Source organism: Burkholderia sp. Tr-20355 (assembly GCF_017104685.1).
Classification (GTDB): Bacteria; Pseudomonadota; Gammaproteobacteria; order Burkholderiales; family Burkholderiaceae; genus Burkholderia; species Burkholderia seminalis.
Window position 1 is genome coordinate 70250 of sequence record NZ_JAAGPK010000014.1, and the last position, 22297, is coordinate 92546.

Here is a 22297-nt window from a genome sequence, read left to right on the forward strand (position 1 = left end):
CAGATGAGTCAAGCGATCGAAGTGAAGGTGCCGGATATCGGCGATTACAAGGACGTGCCGGTGATCGAGATCGGCGTGAAGGTCGGCGATACGGTCGAGCCCGAGCAGTCGCTCGTCACGCTCGAGTCCGACAAGGCGACGATGGACGTGCCGAGCCCGGTGGGCGGCGTCGTGAAGGAAATCAAGGTCAAGGTGGGCGATTCGGTATCGGAAGGCACGCTGATCGTGCTGCTCGAAGCCGCAGGCGCGTCCTCTCCCGCTGCGCAGGCGAGCACACCGGCGCCGGCTGCGGCCGCGCCGGCTCCGGCAGCCGCCGCCGCACCGGCACCCGCGAAGGCAGCGCCGGCACCGGCTGCCGCCGCACCGGCCGCCGCGCCGTCGGGCGAGTACCGCGCGAGCCATGCATCGCCGTCGGTGCGCAAGTTCGCGCGCGAACTCGGTGTCGACGTCGCACGCGTGCAGGGTTCGGGCCTGAAGGGCCGCATCACGAAGGACGACGTCACCGGTTTCGTGAAGGGCGTGATGACGGGCCAGCGCGCGGCACCGGGTGCAGCAGCGACTGCGCCGGCAGGCGGCGGCGAGCTGAACCTGCTGCCGTGGCCGAAGGTCGACTTCTCGAAGTTCGGCCCGTTCGAGGCGAAGCCGCTGTCGCGCATCAAGAAGATTTCCGGCGCGAACCTGCATCGCAACTGGGTGATGATCCCGCACGTCACGAACAACGACGAAGCGGACATCACCGAGCTCGAAGCGCTGCGTGTCCAGCTGAACAAGGAACACGAAAAGGCGGGCGTGAAGTTCACGATGCTCGCGTTCGTGATCAAGGCAGTCGTCGCCGCACTGAAGAAATTCCCGACCTTCAACGCGAGCCTCGACGGCGACAACCTCGTGTTCAAGCAGTACTTCCACGTCGGTTTCGCGGCCGATACGCCGAACGGCCTCGTCGTGCCGGTGATCCGCGATGCGGACAAGAAGGGCCTCGTCGACATCGCGAAGGAAATGAGCGACCTGTCGAAGGCCGCGCGCGAAGGCAAGCTGAAGCCGGACCAGATGCAGGGCGGCTGCTTCTCGATCTCGTCGCTCGGCGGGATCGGCGGCACGAACTTCACGCCGATCATCAACGCGCCGGAAGTGGCGATCCTCGGGTTGTCGCGTGGGCAGATGAAGCCGGTGTGGGACGGCAAGCAGTTCGTGCCGCGTCTCATGCTGCCGCTGTCGCTGTCGTATGACCACCGTGTCATCGACGGTGCGGAGGCCGCACGGTTCAACGCGTATCTCGGTGCGTTGCTGGCCGATTTCCGCCGCATCATTCTTTGATGAGATGAGGGGCTCGCGGGGGCGTGGTTCTTGTCGGTTCGCCACGCGCTTGTCGTTGAACCTGTTTTGCCAACGGTCTGCCGGCGTCGCCCCTGCGCGGGGCGGCGGTCACTTTTCTTTGTCTTCCAAAGAAAAGTAACCAAAAGAAAGGCGCGTCCTTGGGCGGACGGCAAAGGTGGTCCTGCCCAACGTCGCGTGCTCTTGTCAGGCCGCTTGTCGTCAGGTTCCGTCTTTCCGCCAGTCCCTCCCTCTCTCTCTGCAGCCAATCAAGAAGGGGACAGTCATGAGTCTCATCGAAGTCAAGGTTCCGGATATCGGCGATTTCAGCGGCGTCGATGTCATCGAAGTCAACGTGAAGCCCGGCGACGTGATCGAAAAAGAGCAAACGCTCATCACGCTCGAATCCGACAAGGCCTCCATGGAAGTGCCCAGCGACGTCGCCGGCACCGTCAAGGAAGTCAAGGTCAAGGCCGGCGAGAAAGTCTCGCAAGGCACCGTCATCGCCATCGTCGAAGCGTCGGCCGGTGCCGCCGCCCCCGCGAAAGCGCCTGAAGCGCCGAAGCCCGCAGCCGCGCCGGCACCGGCACCGGCTGCCGCCGCTCCGGCGCCCGCGCCGCAAGCCGGCAGCTATGCCGGCGCCGCCGACATCGAGTGCGACATGCTCGTGCTCGGCGCCGGCCCCGGCGGCTACTCGGCCGCGTTCCGCGCGGCCGACCTCGGCATGAAGACCGTGCTCGTCGAACGCTACTCGACGCTCGGCGGCGTGTGCCTGAACGTGGGCTGCATCCCGTCGAAAGCGCTGCTGCATACGTCGCTCGTCGTCGAGGAAGCCGCGGCGCTCGCGTCGCACGGCATCACGTTCGGCAAGCCGCAGGTCGATCTCGACAAGCTGCGCGACTTCAAGGGCGGCGTCGTCAAGAAGCTGACGACGGGCCTCGCCGGCATGGCCAAGGCACGCAAGGTCGAAGTGGTCACCGGCGTCGGTGCGTTCGTCGATCCGTTCCACATGGAAGTGCAGGGCGAAAACGGCAAGAAGGTCGTGAAGTTCAAGCAGGCGATCATCGCCGCGGGCTCGCAAGCCGTGAAGCTGCCGTTCATGCCGGAAGACCCGCGTGTCGTCGACTCGACCGGCGCACTCGAACTGCGCCAGCTGCCCAAGCGCATGCTCGTGATCGGCGGCGGCATCATCGGCCTCGAAATGGCCACGGTGTACTCGACGCTCGGCGCCGAGATCGACGTCGTCGAAATGATGGACGGCCTGATGATGGGCGCGGACCGCGATCTCGTGAAGGTCTGGGAAAAGTACAACGCGAAGCGCTTCGGCAACGTGATGCTGAAGACCAAGACGGTCGGCGCGGAAGCGAAGGAAGACGGCATCTACGTGAAGTTCGAGGGCGAGAAGGCGCCGGCGGAAGCGCAGCGCTACGACCTCGTGCTCGTCGCGGTGGGCCGCAGCCCGAACGGCAAGAAGATCGGTGCCGACAAGGCCGGCGTCGCGGTCACGGATCGCGGCTTCATCGACGTCGACAAGCAGATGCGCACGAACGTCCCGCACATCTTCGCGATCGGCGATATCGTCGGCCAGCCGATGCTCGCGCACAAGGCCGTGCATGAAGGCCACGTCGCAGCGGAAGCCGCGCACGGCGAGAAGGCGTATTTCGACGCGCTGCAGATCCCGTCGGTGGCCTACACCGATCCGGAAGTGGCGTGGGCCGGCAAGACGGAAGACCAGTGCAAGGCCGAAGGCATCAAGTACGGCAAGGCCGTGTTCCCGTGGGCCGCTTCGGGCCGCGCGATCGCGAACGGCCGCGACGAAGGCTTCACGAAGCTGATCTTCGACGAGGAAACCCATCGCGTGATCGGCGGCGGCATCGTCGGCCTGAACGCAGGCGACCTGATCAGCGAAGTGTGCCTCGCCGTCGAGATGGGCGCGGACGCGGAAGACATCGGCAAGACGATCCATCCGCACCCGACGCTCGGCGAGTCGGTCGGCATGGCCGCCGAACTGTACGAAGGCGTCTGTACGGACCTGCCGCCGCAACGCAAGAAGTAACGCGACCGGCACGGCCGGCCATGCGCCGGCCACGAAAAACGCCGCCGCCCGGACGATCCGGGCGGCGGCGTTTTCTTTTGTGCGCAGCCGGCGCGGTGGCCGGACGACGGCTTGAAGCCGGCCTGCGTTTGCCGGTTCGCACGTGTTCCGGCGCCAGAAACGAAAAAGCCGCGCTGGGCGCGGCTCTTTCAGGAGCAGGGGGCGCTTACGCGGCCGGCTTGCTCGAACGGCGTGCGGCGGCGGCGGTAGCAGCCTTCGTCGCGACGGCAGCAGCAGCGTTGAAGTTCGTTTCAGCGATTTCGACGGCTTGCTTCGTGGCCTTCTGAACCGTTTCGTACGTGGTGTTCGCGGCGTTCAGTGCCGACTTCAGCGCGGCGACAGCCGTTTCCGAACCGGCCGGGGCGTTCTTCGCGACGTTGTCGACGAGTGCCTGGACCTTCTTGTTCTGCTCGTCGAATTGCGCTTCGGCAACCTTCGCGAACTCGGCTTGCGTCGACGATGCGATTTCGTACAGGTGACGGCCGTACGACAGCACCTTTTCAGCGACCGGCTGCGACAGGCTGGCTTGCAGCGCGATCAGTTCCTGCGCGTCCTTCACCGACAGCAGGCGTTGTGCGTTTTCCTGGCCTTCGGCCAGCGTCGACTTCACGACCTGCAGGTTCAGTTCGATCAGCTTTTCGACGCCTTCGAACGCCTTGGTCGTCAGACCGAACAGGCTCTCGAGGTTGGCTTTCTGTGCAGCGGCGATTTGCTCGGGGGTCAGCAAGGACATGTCCAGCTCCTGAAAAGCGATCGCGTCGATCGCAGGGTAAAGGGCACTACGACGGGGAATCTCGGATGCGCGTGCTTTGTGCAACGCAGCAATGAGGCTTATTTTAGGGCAGAGAAAACGGATGTCAAGTGTTTTTTGTGCGTTGCACAATCGCGACAAATTATCGATAAAACAACGGGTTATCGCGGTCGTCCGGAATCGGTTTCAGGCGCGTTCCCAGATGGTGCGCACGACGGCGGGGAAAGCGCGGCGCACCATGATCATGCACAGGTAAACCTGACAGGCCCATGGAACGTTATCCTTCTGTTCCTGTCGAAAAACGCGCCGTTTCGATGCGCGTGCCGTGGCGACGTGCCGCCGCCACGGTCGAGACCGGCGCCCCTGGCACGCCGAGCACCGGATACGTAGTTTCCCCGCTTTAAATCGCCTCCGAAGTGACGTTATCTCAATTAACCGAGTGGTAATCGGGAGACGGGCGCTGTCGGGCAGTGCACCCATGAGTTTTTTCGATGGGGGCGGGAGGGTCGATTGGTCTGAGGTTGGCCGACCCTTACATTCCGGTTTAACGACGATCGGTAAGTGCCTAATATTGCTCTTTTTTTCAGCTTTAACTACACTTGCGGAAACCTCCCGCCGCTTTGTCCAGACCCCAATGAAAGCCGAATCGTTTTCACCGCGCAGATTGTTGCAGAGCATGACGCTCGGCACGGCTGTGTCGGTCGCAGTCGCCTTGCTGGCGACCACCGCGTCCGTCGCGCCTGCTGACGCCTTTGCCGCCACTGCGAAGACCCAACAAGCCGCCAAGAAAAAAGCCGTCGCTCCTGCTTCGTCAGCGAAGAAGAAGTCGGCGAAGGCGACGTCCGACAAATCCGCCAAGGTCGCCGCGGCCGATGCGCCGCGCGCGAAGGCGTCGCGAAAGCGCGTGACGCTCGCGGCGAACAACCTGCATGGCGGCCATCGCGGCGCGGTCCGCAAGGTCGCGTTCCAGCCGCGCCGGCCGACGGTCGGTCAAGCGTTCGGCCTGCACGATACGCCCGACGCGCTCGCGCTGCGTTCGAGCGTCGCGTACGTCGTCGACCAGAATTCCGGCGAGCCGCTGTTCGACAAGAATTCGCACGCCGTCGTGCCGATCGCGTCGATCTCGAAGCTGATGACGGCGATGGTCGTGCTCGACTCGAAGGCGCCGATGACCGATCAGATCGAAGTCACCGACGAAGACCGCGACTACGAGAAGGGCACGGGCTCGCGCCTGTCGGTCGGCTCGGTGCTGTCGCGCGAGGACATGCTGCACATCGCGCTGATGGCGTCGGAAAACCGCGCGGCCGCGGCGCTGTCGCGTTATTACCCGGGCGGCCGTCCGGCGTTCATCGCCGCGATGAACGCGAAGGCGAAGGCGCTCGGCATGGCCGATACGCATTTCGAGAATTCGACCGGCCTGTCCAGCTCGAACGTGTCGAGTGCGCGTGATCTCGTGAAGATGGTCAATGCCGCGTATCAGTATCCGATGATCCGCCAGTTCTCGACCGATCGCAGCTACGAGGTGTTCACGGGCAAGCGCAATCTCGCGTACAACAGCACGAACGCGCTGATCCGCGGCAACGGCTCGTGGGACATCGGCCTGCAGAAGACGGGCTTCATCAACGAAGCGGGTGAATGCCTCGTGATGCAGGCGACGATCCATGGCCGGCCGATGGTGATGGTGCTGCTCGACTCGTTCGGCAAGTACTCGCGCTTCGCCGACGCATCGCGCCTGCGCAACTGGCTCGACGCCGGCGGCGGCGAGCGCCTGACGGCGGCCAACACGCCGAACGGCGGAACCTGATCGCGCCGCAGGCTGCAACAAGAAAGCCCCGCAATCGCGGGGCTTTTTTACGTCCGGCGGAACCGGCATCGAGGCCGGCGGGCGGCTTACGCCTGCCGCTGCAGCCCGTCCACGTCCTTCGCCGGCGTCGGCCGGTAGCCGAGCGATTCCGAGATGGTGAGTGCCGTGCGGCTCAGCTGGCCGAGCCATGCGTCCTGCAGGCGGTCGGCCGGTGCCGACAGCGACAGGCCCGCGACGAGCTTGCCCGAATCGTCGTAGATGCCGGCCGCGATACAGCGCACGCCGAGCTCCAGCTCCTCGTTGTCGCGCGCGCACGATTGCTGGCGGACGATCGTCAACTCGCGCTCGAGCTTCGCGATGTCGGTGATGCTGTTCTGCGTATGGCCGGACAGCCCCGTGCGCGTCGCATAGGCGCGCACGCGCGACGTTTCGTCGGCCGCGAGGAACAGCTTGCCGACCGACGTCAGGTGCAGCGGCGCGCGGCCGCCGATCGCGCGGACGACCTGCATCCCCGAGCGCTCGGAATACGCACGCTCGATGTAGACGATCTCGTCGCCCTGGCGCACCGACAGGTTCACGGTCTGCCCGGTGAGGCGATGCAGCTCGCGCATCGGCATCAGCGCCGCGTCGCGTACCGACAGGCGCGCCTTCACGAGGTTGCCGAGCTCCAGCAGCCGCATGCCGAGGCGGTAGGTGCCGGGATCGGAGCGGTCGACGAGGCGACAGGTCACCATGTCGTTGAGGATGCGGTGCGCGGTCGACGGGTGCAGCTCCGTGCGCTGCGCCAGTTCCTTCAGGCTGACAGGATCACTGTGCGCGGCGAGCGCGTCCAGCAGCCGCATCATGCGTTCGATCACCTGGATCGACGTTTTTGAATCCGGGGTGGGTTGGCTCATGTCGGGGGGAGAAATCGGTTGACGCGTCAAGCGGTGTTGCAACGATTGTATCTCGTATTGTGAAAAAAGCGAACGCCGTTCGAGGAAGTCCTCGTTTCGTGCACGACGGGCTTGCATGCGAGCCGGCGTTGGTCTTGCTGGCCAAACGGCGGATAATGAGAGTCGTTTTCTCGAAGGAGCACGTATGCGAGTCGGTTTGTTCGTGACCTGCCTGGTCGATCTGATGCGCCCCGAAATCGGTTTCTCGGCGCTCAAGCTGATTCGCGACGCCGGCTACGAAGTGATCGTGCCGCCCGCGCAGACCTGCTGCGGGCAACCGGCCTACAACTCGGGCGACCGCGCGCTCGCGCGCGACCTCGCCGAAAAGACGCTGCGCGAGTTCGAGCAGTTCGATTACGTCGTCGCGCCGTCGGGCTCGTGCGGCGGGATGATCCGCGCGCACTACGGCGACCTGTTTCGCGACGACCCCGAACTGATGGGGCGCTACACGCGGTTCCAGCAGAAGGTCTACGAACTGACCGATTTCCTCGCGAACGTCGCGAAGGTGTCGCTCGCGCCGGGCGAGTTCACCGGCCCCGTCACCTATCACGACTCGTGTTCGGGCCTGCGCGAACTCGGCGTGAAGGCGCAGCCGCGCGCGCTGCTCGCGCAGCGCGGCGTTGCGGTCACCGAGATGAAGGACTGCGAGCACTGCTGCGGCTTCGGCGGCACGTTCGCGATCAAGTACGGCGACATCTCGGCGGCCATCGCGGACGAGAAATGCGCGAACGTGCGTGCGTCGGGCGCGGGTGCCGTCGTGCTCGGCGATCTCGGCTGCATGCTGAACATCGAAGGGCGGTTGCGCCGCACCGGCGACCGCGACACGCGCGTGCTGCACGTCGCGCAGGTGCTGGCGGGCGACGTCTGACGCCCGGTTCCGCTCACTTTTCCCGATACCGCGATGCAAGTCCAATCGATGCATTTCAAGGCGCGCGCCGGCCAGAAGCTGGCCGACCAGCGCCTGCAGCAGAACCTGAAGAAGCTGTCGACGAAGTTCGTGTCCGCGCGCGCCGACGCGATGACCGCGATCGACTTCCCGGCCACGCGCGCCGCGCTCAAGGCGCGCCGCAACCGCGCGCTGGAGAACCTCGACGTGTGGCTCGAGGCTTTCGAGCAGGAGGCGACGCGGCGCGGCACGACGGTGTTGTTCGCCGAAACGACCGCGGATGCCGCGCGGCTGGTGGCCGACATCGCGCGCCGGCACGACGTGAAGAAGGTCATCAAGACCAAGTCGATGGTGTCCGAGGAAATGCGCCTGAACGCGGTGCTCGCGGAGATGGGCGTGCAGTCGATCGAGACGGACCTCGGCGAATACATCCTGCAGATCAACGACAACGAGCCGCCGAGCCACATCATCGCGCCCGTCGTGCACAAGGACAAGGACGAGATCGCCGACCTGTTCGCGCGCACGCACCACCGCGAGCGGCTCACCGAGATTCCGGACATGACGCGCGAGGCGCGCGAGGTGCTGCGCCCGCATTTCATGTCGGCCGACATGGGCGTGACGGGCGGCAACTTCGTGATCGCCGAGACGGGCTCGGTCGCAATCGTGACGAACGAAGGGAACGAAGGCATGTGCACGGTGATGCCGCGCGTGCACGTCGCGGTGACGGGCATCGAGAAGGTGCTGCCGACCCTCGAGGATCTCGCGACCGCGATGCGCCTGCTGCCGCGTTCGGCGACCGGGCAGAAGACGTCGAACTATTTCTCGCTGCTGACCGGGCCGCGCGGGCCGGCCGACGAGGATGGCCCCGAGCACAACTACGTGGTACTGGTCGACGGCGGCCGCACGGGCCTGATCGGCGGCGAATTCCAGGAGATGCTGCGCTGCATCCGCTGCGGCGCGTGCATGAACCATTGCCCGGTATATCAGAAGGTCGGCGGCCATGCGTACGGCTGGGTCTATCCGGGGCCGATGGGGTCGGTGCTGACGCCGAGCTACGTCGGGCTCGACCGTACGCTCGACCTGCCGCAGGCCGCGACGCTATGCGGCGAATGCGACAGCGTGTGCCCGGCCGGGATTCCGTTGTCGCACCTGCTGCGCACGCTGCGCGAGAAGCAGGTCGAGCGGCACCTGCGGCCGTGGCGCGAGCGGGCGGCGCTCGCCGCATGGGGCTTCTTCGCGCGGCGGCCGATGCTGTACGCGCTGACGACCAAGCTCGCGGTGCGCGTCCTCGAGCGGCTGGGCAACGGCGGCACGCTGCGGCGCCTGCCGATGATGGGCGGCTGGATGGACACGCGCGACATGCCGACGCCGACCGGGCGCACGTTCCGGGAGCTGTACGCGGCGTCCCAGAGCCACCTCGGCTGACGACTGTTCAGCGGGCGGCAACAGTGCGTTCGCTATTTGCATATTTATCTCGATAGATGCGGTCTATAGAATCTGGTCTGTAGTCCCCGGAATTGGGTTTCGGGGTACCGGGTCAAGGAGGTCCGCATCATGAGAAAGACAATATCGATGTACTGGCCGCTGGCAATCGTCGTCCCGCTGGCAGCGGCAGCCTATCTGCACACGATGGCCGATGCGCCGTCGCGCGGTCCGCTCGCGGTTCATCAGGCGTCCGCCGAGCTGGCGCGCGCGGTGTCGTTCGGGCTGGTCGGCGACGCGGCGCAGCCGCTGCCGGCGGCATCCGGCGACATCGTGCTCGCCGCGCCGAAGGCGCTGTGAGGCATGGCGCCGTCGCGTCGGGCGGCGGCGCGATTTTGGCCGCCTTTGTATAATGGCGTGTTGTTCTTCCACGCGGTCCGCCGCACCTTTTCGATAGTGCGATGACCCGCGTTGCGATCTGTTTCGTCTGTCTCGGCAACATCTGCCGTTCGCCCACCGCGGAAGGCGTGATGCGCCACCAGGTCGACGCGGCCGCGCTGGCCGACCGGATCGCGATCGATTCGGCCGGCACCGGCGACTGGCACGTGGGCGAGCCGCCCGATACACGGGCGCAGGCGGCGGCACGCGGTCGCGGCTACGATTTGTCGGCGCTGCGCGCGCGGCAGGTGAGTGCGGCGGATTTCGAGCGCTTCGACCTGCTGCTTGCGATGGATGAGGCGAATCTCGCGGAATTGCAGCGCCGCTGCCCGCCGCGGTATCGCGACAAGGTGCGCCTGCTGATGGAATTCGCGCCGGATTCGACCGAAACCGAAGTGGCCGACCCGTATTTCGGCGGCGCGCAGGGCTTCGAACAGGTGCTCGATCAGGTCGAACGCGCGTGCGCGGGCCTGCTGGAGACACTCCGGGCCCGTACGGCGCGCTGATCGCACGGTGGTATTCAGCGGTCTGCGAATACCCTTTCAAAGACATGGATACTTGACTAAAAACGTCAAATATTTATACTTGACCAAAATCGTCAAGATTGCAGTCCCCTAGACACCATGAGACTCACCACCAAAGGCCGTTTCGCCGTCACGGCGATGATTGACTTGGCACTGCGCCAGGAGCAGGGCCCGGTGACGCTTGCAGGCATCAGCCAGCGCCAGCGGATTTCGCTCTCGTATCTCGAACAGCTGTTCGGCAAGCTGCGCAGGCATGAAATCGTCGAATCCGTGCGCGGCCCGGGCGGCGGCTACAACCTCGCGCGCCGCGCGCAGGACGTCACCGTTGCCGACATCATCATCGCGGTCGATGAACCGCTCGACGCCACGCAGTGCGGCGGCAAAGGCACGTGCGACGGCTCGAAGCAGCCCGACGGCCATTGCATGACGCACGAGCTGTGGTCGACCCTGAACCAGAAGATGGTCGAATACCTCGACTCCGTGTCGCTGCAGGATCTCGTTGATCAGCAGCGCGCACGCGAGGGCGCGCCCGCGGTGCTGCGCGACCGCCGCGCGCCGGAGCCCGTCGCCGCACCGGCCGAGCCCGTGCGCACGATGCCGCTGGGCCCCAATTCGGTGTTCAACATCGCGAGTTCGTGAGCGCGAAGGCGCCCGCCATACCCCATAACGCACATAGTCCCTGCACAGAATACCCGGAGCGACAGATGACCCAAGAGACTCTCCACCTGCCCATCTACATGGATTACAGCGCGACGACCCCCGTCGACCCGCGCGTGGTCGACAAGATGGTGCCGTACCTGCGCGAGCAGTTCGGCAACCCGGCGTCGCGCAGCCACGCTTACGGCTGGGACGCGGAGCGTGCGGTCGAGGAAGCGCGCGAACAGGTGGCCGCACTCGTGAACGCCGATCCGCGCGAGATCATCTGGACGTCCGGCGCAACCGAATCGGACAACCTCGCGATCAAGGGTGCCGCGAACTTCTACAAGGGCAAGGGCAAGCACATCGTCACGGTGAAGACCGAGCACAAGGCCGTGCTCGATACCTGCCGCGAGCTCGAGCGCGACGGTTTCGACGTCACCTACCTCGACGTGAAGGATGACGGCCTGATCGACCTCGACGTGTTCAAGGCCGCGCTGCGCCCGGACACGATCCTCGTGTCGGTGATGCACGTGAACAACGAGATCGGCGTGATCCAGGACATCGAGACGATCGGCGAGATCTGCCGCGAGAAGGGCATCGTGTTCCACGTCGACGCCGCGCAGTCGACCGGCAAGGTCGGCATCGACCTCGCGAAGCTGAAGGTCGACCTGATGTCGTTCTCGGCGCACAAGACCTACGGCCCGAAGGGCATCGGCGCGCTGTACGTGCGCCGCAAGCCGCGCGTGCGCATCGAAGCGCAGATGCACGGCGGCGGTCACGAGCGCGGCATGCGCTCGGGCACGCTGCCGACGCACCAGATCGTCGGCATGGGCGAAGCGTTCCGCATCGCCCGCGAGGAAATGGCGACCGAGAACGAGCGCGTGCGCATGCTGCGCGACAAGCTGCTGCGCGGCCTGTCGCAGATCGAGGAAACCTACGTGAACGGCGACATGGAACGCCGTGTCCCGCACAACCTGAACATCAGCTTCAACTTCGTCGAAGGCGAGTCGCTGATCATGGCGATCAAGGACGTCGCGGTGTCGTCGGGCTCCGCGTGCACGTCGGCGTCGCTCGAGCCGTCGTACGTGCTGCGTGCGCTCGGCCGCAACGACGAACTCGCGCACAGCTCGATCCGCTTCACGGTCGGCCGCTTCACGACGGAGCAGGAAGTCGACTTCGTGATCAACCTGCTGAACAGCAAGATCGCGAAGCTGCGCGAACTGTCGCCGCTCTGGGAAATGCACCAGGAAGGCATCGATCTGTCGACGATCGAATGGGCCGCTCACTAATACCGCATTGAATGCACCCGCGGGCGGATTGACGCACGCAGACGTAACGAGTCAAGGAGTCTGAGTCATGTCTTACAGCAACAAGGTTCTGGATCACTACGAAAACCCGCGCAACGTCGGTTCGTTCGCGAAGGACGACGACACGGTCGGCACGGGCATGGTCGGCGCGCCGGCGTGCGGCGACGTGATGAAGCTGCAGATCCGCGTCGGCGCGGACGGCGTGATCGAAGACGCGAAGTTCAAGACCTACGGTTGCGGTTCGGCGATCGCGTCGAGCTCGCTCGTCACCGAGTGGGTGAAGGGCAAGACGCTCGACGAGGCACTGTCGATCAAGAACACGCAGATCGCCGAGGAACTCGCGCTGCCGCCGGTGAAGATTCACTGCTCGATCCTCGCGGAAGACGCGATCAAGGCAGCCGTGGCCGACTACAAGAAGCGCCACGACACCAAGGAAGGCGATCAGGCAGCAGCCTGAGCGGCATCGAGCGGGTTAGAGAAGGGAACGCGGCGGGCCCCGGTGGCGCGCCGCGGCAAGGACATCATGGCAATTACACTGACCGAAAAAGCAGCACAGCACGTTCAGAAATACCTCGTCCGTCGCGGCAAGGGGGTGGGCCTGCGGCTTGGCGTTCGCACGACCGGATGCTCGGGGCTCGCGTACAAGCTCGAGTATGTCGACGAGCTGGCTCCCGAGGATCAGGTGTTCGAGAGCCATGGCGTGAAGGTCGTCGTCGATCCGAAGAGCCTCGCGTACATCGACGGCACCGAGCTCGACTTCGCCCGCGAAGGCCTGAACGAAGGGTTCAAGTTCAACAACCCGAACGTGAAGGACGAGTGCGGTTGCGGCGAATCGTTCCGCGTGTGACGCGGGTCTCCGCGCGATGCGGGCAAGAGGCGGCACGGGCCGCCTTTTTAATGTGCGGCGTTTGCCGCGCGACGAACCGGAATTGAACGCGACGATGGTCTCGCTGAAAGACAGCCACTTCGACCTGTTTCACCTGCCGGCGCAATTCGCGCTCGACGAAACGGCGCTCGACGCCGCCTATCGAACGGTGCAGACGCAGGTGCATCCGGACCGCTTCGCGGCGGCCGGCGATGCGCAGAAGCGCATCGCGATGCAATGGGCAACCCGTGCGAACGAGGCGTACCGCACGCTGCGCGATCCGCTGAAGCGCGCGTCCTATCTGCTGTCGCTGCGCGGTGTGGACATCGGCGCGGAAAACAACACGGCGATGGAGCCTGCATTCCTGATGCAGCAGATGGAGTGGCGCGAGGGCATCGAGGATGCCGCGGCCGCCCGCAACGTCGACGCGCTCGACGCATTGCTCGCCGAGTTGCGCGACGAGAAGCGCGTGCGCGTCGAGCGCCTCGGTACGCTGCTCGACAGCGGCGCCGACCAGGCCGCCGCGGAAGCCGTGCGCCAGTTGATGTTCATCGAACGCGTCGCGTCGGAAGTGGGCGCGCAGATCGAGCGCCTCGAAACTTAACCGCGTGCCTCGCGGCACGCGCAGCAAACGGGCCGAGCGCCCGAACGAACCAAGATGGCTTTACTGCAAATTTCCGAACCGGGCATGGCGCCGGCGCCGCACCAGCGGCGACTTGCCGTCGGGATCGATCTCGGCACGACGAACTCGCTCGTCGCGGCCGTGCGCAACAGCGTGCCGGAGGTGCTGCCGGACGAAGCGGGCCGTGTGCTGCTGCCGTCGGTGGTCCGCTACCTCGAAAAGGGCGGCCGCCGCATCGGCCACGAAGCGAAGGAGCAGGCCGCGACCGATCCGCGCAACACGATCGTCTCGGTCAAGCGCTTCATGGGCCGCGGCAAGGCCGAAGTCGAAGGCGCGGCGAACGCGCCGTATGAATTCGTCGATGTGCCGGGCATGGTGCAGATCCGCACCGTCGACGGCGTGAAGAGCCCGGTCGAAGTGTCGGCCGAGATCCTCGCGACGCTGCGCTATCGCGCCGAGGATTCGCTTGGCGACGATCTGGTCGGCGCGGTGATCACGGTGCCCGCGTACTTCGACGACGCGCAGCGCCAGGCGACCAAGGACGCGGCGCGTCTCGCGGGCCTCAACGTGCTGCGCCTGCTGAACGAACCGACCGCCGCCGCGATCGCCTACGGGCTCGACAACGGGTCCGAAGGCCTCTACGCGGTGTACGACCTCGGCGGCGGCACGTTCGACCTGTCGATCCTGAAACTGACGAAGGGCGTATTCGAGGTGCTGGCCGCGGGTGGCGATTCAGCGCTCGGCGGCGACGATTTCGACCATGCGCTGTTCGGCCACGTGCTCGCGCAGGCCGGCATCGACGCGAAGACGCTGGCGCCCGAGGACGTGCGCCTGCTGCTCGACCGCGTGCGCGTGCTGAAGGAAGCGCTGTCGTCGGCACCGGAGGCCGCGCTCGACGTGACGCTGTCGGGCGGTGCGCACCTCGTTCAGACGATTTCGCACGATACGTTCGCGTCGCTCGTCGAGCCGCTCGTGCAGCGTACGCTCACGCCGACCCGCAAGGCGCTGCGCGACGCGCAGGTCACGCCGGCCGACATCAAGGGTGTCGTGCTGGTCGGCGGCGCGACGCGCATGCCGGTGATCCGCGACGCGGTCGCGAAATATTTCGGTCAGCCGCCGCTCGTGAACCTCGATCCGGACCAGGTCGTCGCGCTCGGCGCGGCGATCCAGGCCGACCTGCTCGCGGGCAATCGCGGCACCGGCGACGACTGGCTGCTGCTCGACGTGATTCCGCTGTCGCTCGGTGTCGAGACGATGGGCGGTCTCGTCGAGAAGATCATCCCGCGCAACTCGACGATTCCGATCGCGCGTGCGCAGGAATTCACGACCTTCAAGGACGGCCAGACCGCGATGGCGATCCACGTCGTGCAGGGCGAGCGCGAGCTCGTCGCCGACTGCCGGTCGCTCGCGCGCTTCGAGCTGCGCGGCATTCCGCCGATGACGGCCGGCGCCGCGCGCATTCGCGTGACCTACCAGGTCGACGCGGACGGCCTGCTGTCGGTGTTCGCACGCGAGCAACTGTCGGGCGTCGAGGCGTCGGTCGTCGTGAAGCCGTCGTACGGCCTCGCCGACGACGACATCGCGAAGATGCTCGAGGACAGCTTCAAGACCGCCGAAATCGACCTGCGCGCCCGCGCGCTGCGCGAAGCGCAGGTCGAGGCCGAGCGGATGCTCGAGGCGACGCAGGCCGCGCTGGCGGCCGACGGCGAACTGCTCGACGCCGACGAGCGCACGCAGGTCGATGCGCTGGCCGCCGCGCTGCGCGCGGTCGCGCAGGGCGACGATACGAACGCGATCGAAGCGGCGACCAAGGCGCTGGCCGACGGCACCGACGAATTCGCGGCGCGCCGGATGGACAAGAGCATCAAGCGCGCGCTGTCGGGCCGCCGGCTCGACGAGATCTGAACTTGCGAACCGCGCGTCGGCCGGCGACGGCCCGCGCGCGATCATGTAATGAACCGTGCGGCGCGTGGCGCCGTACCCTGACTGACGGAACGGACATGCCTCAACTGGTGGTGCTGCCTCACGTCGAACTGTGCCCGGATGGCGCAGTGATCGACGCGACGCCCGGCAAGAGTATCTGCGACAACCTGCTCGATCACGGGATCGAGATCGAGCACGCATGCGAGAAGTCGTGCGCATGCACGACGTGCCACGTGGTGATCCGCGAGGGCTTCAACGATCTGGCGCCGTCCGAGGAGGACGAGGACGATCTGCTGGACAAGGCGTGGGGCCTCGAGCCGACGTCGCGGCTGTCGTGCCAGGCGATCGTGACGGAAGATTCGGACCTGGTGGTCGAGATTCCGAAGTACTCGATCAACCACGCGAAGGAAAACCACTGACCTAACCCGGAGGCAGGCGATGAAATGGACCGATTCGCGTGAAATAGCCATTGCGCTGGCGGACAAGCACCCCGACATCGACCCGCAGCGGATCAATTTCGTCGACCTGCGCCAGTGGGTGCTCGAACTCGACGGCTTCGACGACGATCCGAAGCACTCCGGCGAGAAGATCCTCGAAGCGATCCAGGCACACTGGATCGACGAATCGGATTTCGACGACGAGGACTGACCGATCGGGCACGGCGTGCGTCGCGTGGGCGCGCGTGGGAGCAATGAAAAAACGGCTCGCGGGCAATTGCTCGCGAGCCGTTTTCGTTTTCCGGCCGGCCATGCCCCCGCACGACAGGCGGGCAGGGGGCGCAGCGATCGGGCGATTACGCGCCGACCAGCGTGCCGTTCTCGATCCGCACGCGCTGGCCCTGGCCGAACGGCGGCGGGTTGTGGTACGTGAACGTGCGCGTCGCGCCGCTTTCCATCTGCACTTGCACCTGATAGTCGGTTTCCGCGCGCACCTGCTTCTCGACCTGGTTACCGGCGAGACCGCCGCCCAGCGCGCCGATGATCGTCATCGCGGTGCGGCCGTTACCGTGGCCGAACTGGTTGCCGAGCAGGCCGCCGGCGGCGGCACCGCCCACGGCGCCGATCCCCGAGCTCTGGCCCGGCGTGCGCGTCTGCGTGATCGCGACGATCGTGCCGCAGCTCTGGCAGTAAGTCTGCGCGGGCGCGGACGGCTGCTGCGCGTACTGCGGCGGCTGCGGTGCCGTCGTATGACGGCGATGCGGCGCGGCGGGACGCGGCGCGGGCTTCGGCTCGGCTTGCGCGGCCGCCGCTTTCTCGGCGGCCAGCTTTTGCTGTGCGGCCTGTTCCGCGGCCTGCTGCTGCGCTTGCGCGGCGAGCGCCGCGCTGGCGGCTGCGGCCGTGTCGACGGCCGGCTGCGACGCGATCAGCGCGGCCTGGGTCTGGCCGCTTTGCGCGTTGTTGCTGCTGGCCTTCGGGATGAGCCCCGTGATCGCTGCCGTCGCCGCGAGGCTGGCGACGATGACGGCGCCGGCGGCGGTGGCGATGAGCGGATGGAGGCGTTGCTTTTGCGGCGTGGTCTGATTCTGGTTGTCCATTTTTTTCTCCGATGTCGATCCGGATCGGCGCGGCGCCGGGCCGGATCCCACGCTCGGGAGCGAGCAGACTCGGCGTTCCTGCGCCCAGTTCTGGTCCCGTGGTCATGCGTGGTGACGCAAGAGGAGTGTCGTCCACCGGCAAGCGGCGCGCCGTATCAAGGTGTAACGAATTGCAGCAGGGCAGCGGCGGTCATGGCAGGGAAAACCCGCAGAAGGCCGTCGCGACGAGGGAATAAAACGGGGAGAGATCGAAAGCCGGCGAACGCCGGCTGGCGGGATTTACGCGTCGTTACAAAGCTGACGCGTGCGCGCCGCAGGGGCGCGGCGCACACGCGGTCGCGGCCGTCAGTCTTCGCGGCGCAGATGCGGGAACAGCAACACGTCGCGGATCGTCGGGCTGTCGGTCAGCAGCATCACGAGACGGTCGATGCCGATCCCGCAGCCGCCCGTCGGAGGCATCCCGTATTCGAGCGCGCGGATGTAGTCGGCGTCGAAGAACATCGCTTCCTCGTCGCCCGCATCCTTCTGTTCGACCTGCTTCTTGAAGCGCGCGGCCTGGTCTTCCGGATCGTTCAGCTCGGAGAAGCCGTTCGCGATCTCGCGGCCGGTCATGAACAGCTCGAAACGCTCGGTGATGCCCGGCACGGTATCCGATGCGCGTGCGAGCGGCGACACCTCGACCGGGTAGTCGATGATGAACGTCGGTTCCCACAGCTGCGCTTCGGCCGTTTCCTCGAACAGCGCGAGCTGCAGCGCGCCGATGCCTGCGTTCAGGAACGCCGGCTGCGACACGTCGACGCCGAAGCGCTTCAGTTCGGTGCGCAGGAACGCGTCGTCCGACAGCTGGCCGTCGGTATAGTCCGGTGCGTACTTCTGGATCGCCTGCGTGATCGTCAGGCGATGGAACGGCTTCGCGAGGTCGAGCTCGCGGCCTTGATACTGGATCGTCGCGGTGCCGAGCGCATCGATCGCCGCCTGGCGGATCAGTTGCTCGGTGAAGTCCATCAGCCAGCGGTAGTCGGTGTACGCGGCGTAGAACTCCATCATCGTGAATTCCGGGTTGTGGCGCGGCGACACGCCCTCATTCCGGAAGTTGCGGTTGATTTCGAACACGCGTTCGAAGCCGCCGACGATCAGGCGCTTCAGGTACAGCTCCGGCGCGATGCGCAGGAACATCTGCATGTCGAGCGCATTGTGATGCGTGACGAACGGCTTCGCCGCGGCGCCGCCCGGGATCGGGTGCAGCATCGGCGTTTCGACTTCCATGAACGCGGCGTTGTCCATGAACTTGCGGATCGACGCGATCGTTTTCGTGCGGGCGCGGAACGTATCGCGCGTTTCCGGCGTGACGATCAGGTCGACGTAGCGCTGGCGGTAGCGCATTTCCTGGTCGGACAGGCCGTGGAACTTGTCCGGCAGCGGACGCAGCGCCTTCGACAGCAGGCGCAGCTCCTTGCACTGGACCGACAGCTCGCCCTTGTTGGTGCGGAACAGCACGCCGCGCGCGGCGACGATGTCGCCGAGGTCCCACTTCTTGAACGCGTCGTAGGTGTCGGCGCCGACGTCGTTCGGCGTCACGAAGAACTGGATCTGGCCCGAACCGTCCTGCACCGTTGCGAAGCTCGCCTTGCCCATCACGCGCTTGAGCATCATGCGGCCGGCCACCGACACCTCGACCGGGTTCGCTTCGAGCGCGGCCTTGTCCGAGTCGGCGAATTTCGCCTGCAGGTCGGCTGCGTGGTGCTCGGGCCGGAAGTCGTTCGGATAGGCGACGCCTTGCTCGCGCAGGGCGCGCAGCTTCTCGCGGCGCTCGGCGATGATCTGGTTTTCGTCCGCCGTGACGGCGGGCTGCGTTTGGGTCGGTTCGGTCATGATGGTCGGAATTCGGAATGGGTGCGGCAACGCAAACGGGAAGGGCGGCGCGGGCCAGGCCGCGCCGCTTACACGCCCTGTTTGAGGCTCGCGCTGATGAAGTCGTCGAGATCGCCGTCGAGCACCGCACGCGTGTTGCTCATTTCGACGTTCGTACGCAGGTCCTTCACGCGGCTCTGGTCGAGCACGTACGAGCGGATCTGGTGGCCCCAGCCCACATCGGTCTTGCTCGATTCGAGCTTGTCCTGTTCGGCCTGGCGCTTGCGCATCTCGACTTCGTACAGGCGCGACTTCAGCATCGCCATCGCTTCGGCACGGTTGCGGTGCTGCGAGCGGTCGTTCTGGCACTGCACGACGATACCGGTCGGCATGTGCGTGATCCGCACCGCGGAGTCGGTCTTGTTGATGTGCTGGCCGCCCGCGCCCGATGCGCGGTACGTGTCGATGCGCAGGTCGGCCGGGTTGATCTCGACCTCGATCGAGTCGTCGATTTCCGGATAGACGAACACCGACGAGAACGACGTGTGGCGGCCGCCCGACGAGTCGAACGGCGACTTGCGCACGAGGCGGTGGATGCCCGTCTCGGTGCGCAGGAAGCCGTACGCGTATTCGCCCGTGACCTTGACCGTCGCGTTCTTGATGCCGGCGACGTCGCCGTCGGACTCTTCGAGCACTTCGGCCTTGAAGCCCTTGCGTTCGCAGTAGCGCAGGTACTGGCGCAGCAGCATCGACGCCCAGTCGCACGCCTCGGTGCCGCCGGCGCCTGCCTGGATGTCGATGAAGCAGTTGTTCGGGTCGGCCGGGTTCGAGAACATCCGGCGGAATTCGATGTCGCCGACGCGCGCTTCGAGCTTCGCGGCGTCTTCTTCCGACGCGACGAGCGTGTCTTCGTCGCCTTCCTCGCGCGCCAGCTCGAACAGGTCGAGCGCGTCGCGCAGGTCGCTATCGAGCGCGGTGAGCGTCGTGACGACGCCTTCGAGCAGCTTTTTCTCGCGACCGAGCGCCTGCGCGTTCTTCGAATCGTTCCAGACGTTCGGGTCTTCGAGTTCCTTGTTGACTTCGGTCAGACGCGCAGCCTTGGCGTCGTAGTCAAAGATACCCCCGGAGCTCGCCCGCGCGGTTGCGCAGGTCGAGCAGGGAGCTTTCGATCGCGTTGAGTCGTTCCGCTTCCATGATCGTTCGCTGTTCTTGCTTCGTAAAAAAGCGGAATTATAGCCGATCGGCCGGGTTGCCCGGTGACGCAAACGGTGGGCGCATGCGTGCCGCGGCCCCGTCCGGCGCGGTGCGCGTGCGGGGGCGTACTCGGGGGCGCACTCGGGGCGGGCCCAGTGGCCCGCCGCTCAGCCGGCCGCGTGCTCGACGATCAGCTGGACGCGCGTGACGCCGTTCCACGTGTCGGCAACGAGCCGGTACGCGACCAGCGCGCTCGCGGGCAGCGGCTCGGTGTGGTTGAACCAGATCGCGTTGAAGCGCTGGCGGCCGCGCGCGAGCTGCAGCTTCAGGTGCTTTTCCTTCACGAGCGACTGCGATACGACGTCGAATTCACCCGAGAAAAGCGGGGCCGGAAAGCCTTGCCCCCACACGGCCTCGTCGAGCAGGCCGACGAACTGCGGCGTGAAGTAGGCGTCCTCGAGCTCGCCGTCGGTCTCGATCACGCGGGCGAGCGCGTCGTCGGACAGCCATTCGCGCGCGACGGCCTCGAACGCGGCCGCGAAGCGCGGCACGTTCTCGGTGTCGAGCGTGAGGCCGGCCGCCATCGCGTGGCCGCCGAATGCGACGATCAGGTCGGGCTCGCGCTTCGACACGAGGTCGAGCGCGTCGCGCAGATGGAAGCCGGCGATCGACCGGCCCGAACCCTTGACCCGCTTGCCTTCTTCGTCGGCGTGCGCGAACGTGAACGACGGCCGGTGGAATTTTTCCTTGAGCCGGCCGGCGACGATGCCGATCACGCCCTGGTGCCACTCGGGGTTGAACAGCGTGATCGTGCACGCGTCGGCCGGGTCGACATCGGCGAGATCGGCGAGCGCCTGCTGCTGCATGCCGGCCTCGATCTCGCGGCGCTCGCGGTTCATCACGTCGAGCTGCTGCGCGAGATCCCACGCGCGGCCGATGTCGTCGGTGATCAGGCACTCGATGCCGAGCGACATGTCGGACAGCCGCCCGGCGGCGTTCAGGCGCGGGCCGAGGCCGAAGCCGAGGTCGAAGCCCGATGCGGTGCGCGCTTCGCGCGCGGCGGCGCGGAACAGCGCGGCGACGCCCGGCTGCATGCGCCCGTTGCGGATGCGTTGCAGCCCCTGCGCGACGAGCACGCGGTTGTTGCCGTCGAGCCGCACGACGTCGGCGACGGTGCCGAGCGCGACGAGGTCGAGCAGCCCGTCGAGGCGCGGTTCGGCTTCCTTGCTCGCGAACGCGCCGCGGCGGCGCAGCTCGGCGCGCAGCGCGAGCAGCACGTAGAACATCACGCCGACGCCGGCGAGGTGCTTGCTCGGGAACGCGCAGCCGGGCTGGTTCGGGTTGACGATCGCGCGGGCGGCGGGCAACGCGTCGCCGGGCAGGTGGTGGTCGGTCACGAGCACGTCGATGCCGCGCGCGGCCGCGGCTTCGACGCCCGCGACGCTCGCGATCCCGTTGTCGACGGTGATCAGCAGGTCGGGCTTGCGCGCGGCCGCGAGTTCGACGATCTCGGGCGTGAGGCCGTAGCCGTATTCGAAGCGGTTCGGCACCAGGTAGTCGATCTGCGCGCCGAACATCCGCAGGCCGCGCACCGCGACCGCGCAGGCGGTCGCGCCGTCGCAGTCGTAGTCGGCGACGACGAGCAGGCGCCGCTTGTCGGCGATCGCGTCGGCGAGCAGCGACGCCGCATCGGCGCAGCCCTTCAGTTCGGTGGGCGGGACGAGGCGCGCCAGCGCGGTCTCGATGTCGGCGGGCGACTGCACGCCGCGCGACGCATACAGGCGCGCGAGCACGGGGTGCAGGCCGTGGCGCGCGAGCACTTCTGCGTCGGCGGGCGCGACGGGGCGGGTAACGATCCGGGTCATACGCGGTGGGTGGGTTATTCGAACAGGGAGGCGAGGGCGCGGCGGCGCCAGAACTTGCGCAGGTCGCCGCGCGTCGCATGCAGCGTCACGGAACTCGTGTCGCCGCACAACGTGACATCGACGCTCGACAAGGCGCCGGTCTGCAGCGCGGCGAGGGCCGGCGCGAACCAGTCGCGCTCGAGCGCGGCGAGCCCGTCGTGCCAGCGCGCCCAGTCCTGTTCGATGAACGGGGTGGTCAGCGCCGGCAGCTCGACGAGCGTCGCGCCGTCGGCGGCGGGCAGCGCGCCGAACGTCGCGGGGGCGCTGCCGCCTTCGATTTGCGCGGCGCGCG

At 66.5% G+C, this 22297-nt stretch carries 21 protein-coding genes and 1 pseudogene; 15 read left to right on the forward strand and 7 right to left on the reverse strand.

Features of this window, described 5'->3' with window-relative positions; all coding sequences use genetic code 11:
- Nucleotides 1-3: 3 nt before the first annotated feature.
- On the forward strand, nucleotides 4-1314 hold the full coding sequence (gene aceF, locus G3N62_RS05880; protein ID WP_206141197.1) for a dihydrolipoyllysine-residue acetyltransferase: 1311 nt from the start codon (nucleotides 4-6) through the stop codon (nucleotides 1312-1314).
- A gap of 283 nt (nucleotides 1315-1597) precedes the next feature.
- Nucleotides 1598-3367 carry a dihydrolipoyl dehydrogenase gene (gene lpdA / locus G3N62_RS05885; RefSeq protein WP_124670794.1) on the forward strand — a complete coding sequence of 590 codons (1770 nt, stop codon included), beginning with the start codon at nucleotides 1598-1600 and terminating at the stop codon, nucleotides 3365-3367.
- A gap of 205 nt (nucleotides 3368-3572) precedes the next feature.
- Here lpdA and G3N62_RS05890 read toward each other — a convergent pair whose 3' ends face one another.
- Nucleotides 3573-4139 carry a phasin family protein gene (locus G3N62_RS05890; protein ID WP_034188948.1) on the reverse strand — a complete coding sequence of 189 codons (567 nt, stop codon included), beginning with the start codon at nucleotides 4137-4139 and terminating at the stop codon, nucleotides 3573-3575.
- 652 nt (nucleotides 4140-4791) lie between these two features.
- Here G3N62_RS05890 and pbpG point away from each other — a divergent pair.
- Nucleotides 4792-5961, forward strand: a complete 1170-nt coding sequence (gene pbpG / locus G3N62_RS05895) for a D-alanyl-D-alanine endopeptidase (RefSeq protein ID WP_034188947.1) — start codon at nucleotides 4792-4794, stop codon at nucleotides 5959-5961.
- Between the two features lie 86 nt (nucleotides 5962-6047).
- Here pbpG and G3N62_RS05900 read toward each other — a convergent pair whose 3' ends face one another.
- Nucleotides 6048-6857 carry an IclR family transcriptional regulator gene (locus tag G3N62_RS05900; RefSeq protein ID WP_034188946.1) on the reverse strand — a complete coding sequence of 270 codons (810 nt, stop codon included), beginning with the start codon at nucleotides 6855-6857 and terminating at the stop codon, nucleotides 6048-6050.
- 184 nt (nucleotides 6858-7041) lie between these two features.
- Between G3N62_RS05900 and G3N62_RS05905 the strand changes: the two genes are divergently transcribed.
- From G3N62_RS05905 to iscX, 12 genes are all read left to right on the forward strand, one after another.
- Nucleotides 7042-7764, forward strand: a complete 723-nt coding sequence (locus G3N62_RS05905; RefSeq protein WP_049031305.1) for a (Fe-S)-binding protein — start codon at nucleotides 7042-7044, stop codon at nucleotides 7762-7764.
- A 33-nt stretch (nucleotides 7765-7797) separates the two neighbouring features.
- Nucleotides 7798-9207 carry a lactate utilization protein B gene (locus G3N62_RS05910; RefSeq protein ID WP_059562024.1) on the forward strand — a complete coding sequence of 470 codons (1410 nt, stop codon included), beginning with the start codon at nucleotides 7798-7800 and terminating at the stop codon, nucleotides 9205-9207.
- Between the two features lie 129 nt (nucleotides 9208-9336).
- A complete protein-coding gene (locus G3N62_RS05915; protein ID WP_034188943.1) occupies nucleotides 9337-9564 on the forward strand; it encodes a hypothetical protein in 228 nt (75 codons plus the stop codon).
- A 101-nt stretch (nucleotides 9565-9665) separates the two neighbouring features.
- Nucleotides 9666-10148 (forward strand): low molecular weight protein-tyrosine-phosphatase, encoded by a 483-nt coding sequence (locus G3N62_RS05920; RefSeq protein ID WP_124670793.1) that lies wholly within the window; start codon nucleotides 9666-9668, stop codon nucleotides 10146-10148.
- Between the two features lie 117 nt (nucleotides 10149-10265).
- Complete coding sequence (gene iscR / locus G3N62_RS05925; RefSeq protein WP_006401955.1) at nucleotides 10266-10805, forward strand: Fe-S cluster assembly transcriptional regulator IscR; 540 nt, start codon at nucleotides 10266-10268, stop codon at nucleotides 10803-10805.
- Nucleotides 10806-10870: 65 nt separating this feature from the next.
- Entirely contained in the window at nucleotides 10871-12094 is a 1224-nt protein-coding gene (locus tag G3N62_RS05930; RefSeq protein ID WP_034188941.1) for an IscS subfamily cysteine desulfurase, read from the forward strand.
- Between the two features lie 67 nt (nucleotides 12095-12161).
- Entirely contained in the window at nucleotides 12162-12569 is a 408-nt protein-coding gene (iscU, locus tag G3N62_RS05935) for a Fe-S cluster assembly scaffold IscU (protein WP_006481982.1), read from the forward strand.
- Nucleotides 12570-12635: 66 nt separating this feature from the next.
- Nucleotides 12636-12959, forward strand: a complete 324-nt coding sequence (gene iscA, locus G3N62_RS05940) for an iron-sulfur cluster assembly protein IscA (protein WP_011885413.1) — start codon at nucleotides 12636-12638, stop codon at nucleotides 12957-12959.
- A gap of 94 nt (nucleotides 12960-13053) precedes the next feature.
- Nucleotides 13054-13581 carry a Fe-S protein assembly co-chaperone HscB gene (hscB, locus tag G3N62_RS05945; protein WP_006491598.1) on the forward strand — a complete coding sequence of 176 codons (528 nt, stop codon included), beginning with the start codon at nucleotides 13054-13056 and terminating at the stop codon, nucleotides 13579-13581.
- Nucleotides 13582-13635: 54 nt separating this feature from the next.
- Complete coding sequence (hscA, locus tag G3N62_RS05950; RefSeq protein ID WP_124670792.1) at nucleotides 13636-15504, forward strand: Fe-S protein assembly chaperone HscA; 1869 nt, start codon at nucleotides 13636-13638, stop codon at nucleotides 15502-15504.
- Between the two features lie 95 nt (nucleotides 15505-15599).
- Nucleotides 15600-15941 carry an ISC system 2Fe-2S type ferredoxin gene (fdx, locus tag G3N62_RS05955; RefSeq protein WP_034188939.1) on the forward strand — a complete coding sequence of 114 codons (342 nt, stop codon included), beginning with the start codon at nucleotides 15600-15602 and terminating at the stop codon, nucleotides 15939-15941.
- Nucleotides 15942-15960: 19 nt separating this feature from the next.
- Nucleotides 15961-16170 carry a Fe-S cluster assembly protein IscX gene (iscX, locus tag G3N62_RS05960; protein ID WP_021157676.1) on the forward strand — a complete coding sequence of 70 codons (210 nt, stop codon included), beginning with the start codon at nucleotides 15961-15963 and terminating at the stop codon, nucleotides 16168-16170.
- A gap of 145 nt (nucleotides 16171-16315) precedes the next feature.
- Here iscX and G3N62_RS05965 read toward each other — a convergent pair whose 3' ends face one another.
- From G3N62_RS05965 to G3N62_RS05985, 5 genes and pseudogenes are all read right to left on the reverse strand, one after another.
- Complete coding sequence (locus G3N62_RS05965; RefSeq protein WP_034188938.1) at nucleotides 16316-17056, reverse strand: glycine zipper 2TM domain-containing protein; 741 nt, start codon at nucleotides 17054-17056, stop codon at nucleotides 16316-16318.
- Between the two features lie 345 nt (nucleotides 17057-17401).
- The gene (lysS, locus tag G3N62_RS05970) at nucleotides 17402-18928 is read right to left on the reverse strand and encodes a lysine--tRNA ligase (RefSeq protein WP_034188937.1); all 1527 of its coding nucleotides are present in this window, start codon (nucleotides 18926-18928) and stop codon (nucleotides 17402-17404) included.
- A 68-nt stretch (nucleotides 18929-18996) separates the two neighbouring features.
- A protein-coding gene (prfB, locus tag G3N62_RS05975) for a peptide chain release factor 2 (RefSeq protein WP_124609692.1) occupies nucleotides 18997-20101 on the reverse strand; the annotation gives its coding sequence in 2 pieces (ribosomal slippage) (nucleotides 18997-20019 and nucleotides 20021-20101; 1104 coding nt in all).
- A 167-nt stretch (nucleotides 20102-20268) separates the two neighbouring features.
- Nucleotides 20269-21966 carry a single-stranded-DNA-specific exonuclease RecJ gene (gene recJ, locus G3N62_RS05980; protein ID WP_034188936.1) on the reverse strand — a complete coding sequence of 566 codons (1698 nt, stop codon included), beginning with the start codon at nucleotides 21964-21966 and terminating at the stop codon, nucleotides 20269-20271.
- Between the two features lie 14 nt (nucleotides 21967-21980).
- Nucleotides 21981-22297 (reverse strand): annotated as a pseudogene (locus G3N62_RS05985) (regulator); the annotation flags it as partial.